The organism is Anaerostipes sp. (genome assembly GCF_018381315.1).
Classification (GTDB): domain Bacteria; phylum Bacillota; class Clostridia; order Lachnospirales; family Lachnospiraceae; genus Anaerostipes.
In genome coordinates, this window is sequence record NZ_JAGZSD010000047.1 from 1 (window position 1) to 2,002 (window position 2,002).

Sequence of the window (2,002 nt, forward strand, 5' to 3'; positions counted from 1 at the left end):
CCGGGCTGGGGCTTGGAACCTGCGGGGCGGGCCGTGGTCTGACGGCGTGGGAAGTCGGCTTCCAACCGTAAGTGGAACTAAGCCCGCAGGCATCAAAAAAGACGGTCCGATGCCCATTCACGGTGAACCCTTTATGGTGGTTCACCGTGAATGGGCATCTCAGAAACTGATTCGGTTTTCAGTTTCTGCCTGTCTCGTATAATAAGTTTATAGCCAAGTAAAACAGGCTATAGACTTATTTTTTTTGGTATAGATATAAGGATATTCTATGATGTCATATCAGGAGTGCTGGTTCCTCCTTATCCCATCTATACCACTTACAAGTTACTTTATACCAGAGCTTCCCGATGCTATAATGATTTCCAGTGGAATCTTAGCTAAGGTCACTGCTGCTGCCTGTCCTCAAAGCCTATGGCTATTGCTCAAAAAGCTTGCAGCCCAGACGGTGTGCCCCTGACTGCTTACACAAATGCTGCATCTCCAGTTCTAGCCTCCAGCAGGGTATTTCTACTGGAGCAATGCTGATAACGCGAGACTTCAGCGGGTGCATCGAATCGGGATAAGCTTTGGCTCTGCTTCCCCATCCTTACCTGAAAGGTGGTGATTACACATGAAGAAAATCGATTACCTGTCAACGCTTTTCGTTGGAATCGACATTGGGTCCCGCTTAAACGTTGTCTCTGCTTTGAATTTCGAGCAGGAGTTCCTCATTCAGATGGCTGCCGTTCCTAACGCCCAGTACGGCGCGGAGCAGATAGAGAAGATGATTGCCGGGGTTCTGGAGCAGCATCACGAGTTCCATTCCGTTATCATCGGCTTAGAGTCCACCGGCTTTTACGGCGTACATATCGCCAATTATCTTTCCACTTGTGAAAAGCTGGCTCCCTTCTCCACGAAGGTTTACTGCCTCAACCCCAAGGAAGTAGCAAAATATAAGGAATCCTTCAATTCTCTTGATAAGAATGATGGCATTGATTCCTTTGTCATTGCCGATTTCGCCAGGGTTGGACGCATTAAAATCCAGCCGTGGCGCGGGGCTCAGTATCTTGCCCTCCAGCGCCTTACCAGGCACCGGCTTCACATTACGGAATGTATTGCCAGTGAGAAAACCTATATGCTTAACAACATCTTCTTAAAGTTCAGCGAGTTTGCCATGCTGAACAGAGATGAGCATCCCTTTTCCAATAAATACGGTGCTACCGCTGAGGCAGTCCTGACCGACTTCCTTTCTACCGAAGACATTGTAAATGCTCCGGTAGATGAACTGATCGCATTTATCAGCTCCAGAAGCCATGGCCGCATCTCTGACCCGGAGCAGACCGCTTATCTGCTTCAAAAGGCTGCAAATGCTTCTTACCGGCTGGACAAGTGTCTTTATGAACCCCTGACGGTCTCGATCGGATGTTCTTTCAACTGCATCAGTGCCTTTGAAAAAGAACTCAAAGCCATTGATGATGCTATTTTGAAAACAGTGAAAGGGCTGAACCCTGTCGAGTATCAGATCCTAAACTCTGTTCCCGGAATCGGTAAGGTTTATGCCAGCGGCATCCTGGCTGAAATTGGCACCATTAAGTGTTTTAAGAACAATGATGCACTTGCCAAGTATTGCGGAATTGTCTGGAAAAAAAACCAGTCCGGCAAGTTTGAAGCCGAGGACACACCTATGAATAAAGCCGGCAACCGCTATCTGCGGTATTACATGATAGAGGCCGCAGAGAGTGTTATTAAGCACTGTCCGGAATACAAAGCTTTTTATGATAAGAAATTTGCTGAGGTAAAAAACCATCAGCACAAACGAGCGCTCGCGTTGACTTCCCGTAAACTGATACGTATGCTTTTTGGACTGCTGGACAAAAGCCAACTCTACTCTGTGGAAAAGAGTAGGTAATCCATAGCGCAAATCGAACTTACGTTTCTTTTGAACCGTAGGTCTATTAAAGTTACCCTTTTCTTAAAAAATCTTTTTCATTTTCCTCTTGACATATTACCAAATTGCTTTTTT

At 46.4% G+C, this 2,002-nt stretch carries 2 protein-coding genes; both read left to right on the forward strand.

Annotation, left to right across the window (positions count from 1 at the left end; all coding sequences use genetic code 11):
• Window positions 1-202, forward strand: a 202-nt coding sequence (locus KH180_RS16590; protein ID WP_290762475.1) for a hypothetical protein, incomplete at its 5' end; no start/stop codon positions are given.
• Window positions 203-610: 408 nt separating this feature from the next.
• Window positions 611-1,888: an IS110 family transposase gene (locus KH180_RS16595; protein ID WP_290762478.1), complete on the forward strand. Its 1,278-nt coding sequence runs from the start codon at window positions 611-613 to the stop codon at window positions 1,886-1,888.
• The last annotated feature ends 114 nt before the right edge of the window (window positions 1,889-2,002 follow it).

What these genes read in the sequence shown, in the direction of transcription:
- KH180_RS16595 (WP_290762478.1), top strand. Translation starts at nt 611, where the DNA reads ATGAAGAAAATCGATTACCTGTCAACGCTTTTCGTTGGAATCGACATT.